This window comes from Mesorhizobium sp. M1A.T.Ca.IN.004.03.1.1 (assembly GCF_003997555.1).
In the GTDB taxonomy this organism is placed as follows: domain Bacteria; phylum Pseudomonadota; class Alphaproteobacteria; order Rhizobiales; family Rhizobiaceae; genus Mesorhizobium.
In genome coordinates this window covers 1-296 of the sequence record NZ_RZTV01000174.1, presented here as the reverse complement: position 1 = coordinate 296, position 296 = coordinate 1, and the positions used below count along the sequence as shown (strand labels likewise).

Annotated in this window: 1 pseudogene; it reads left to right on the top strand. The window is 64.2% G+C overall.

Features of this window, described 5'->3' with window-relative positions:
• Positions 1–296 (top strand): annotated as a pseudogene (locus tag EOD29_RS31215) (TetR/AcrR family transcriptional regulator); the annotation flags it as partial.

Genomic DNA, 296 nt, shown 5'->3' with positions numbered 1-296 from the left:
CCTATGTCGGCATCCGCACGGCCGAGCGCGCGCTGCATATCGGCGACCGCAGCCCCGAAGAAGGCATCGGCGAACTCGCGCTCTTCACTTGGCGTTATTTCCTCCAGCACCCGGAATTCCTGAGCCTGCTCGGCACCGAAAACCGGCACCGCGCCCGGTGGCTGCGCCAATCCGTCCGGCTCAAGGAGCTGCATTCGCATCTGATCGGCGAGCTGTCGCAGGTGCTCGAGCAGGGCAAGAAACAGGGTGTCTTCATCGAGACCGCCGATCCCCTGCACGTCTATCTGACGATCGCC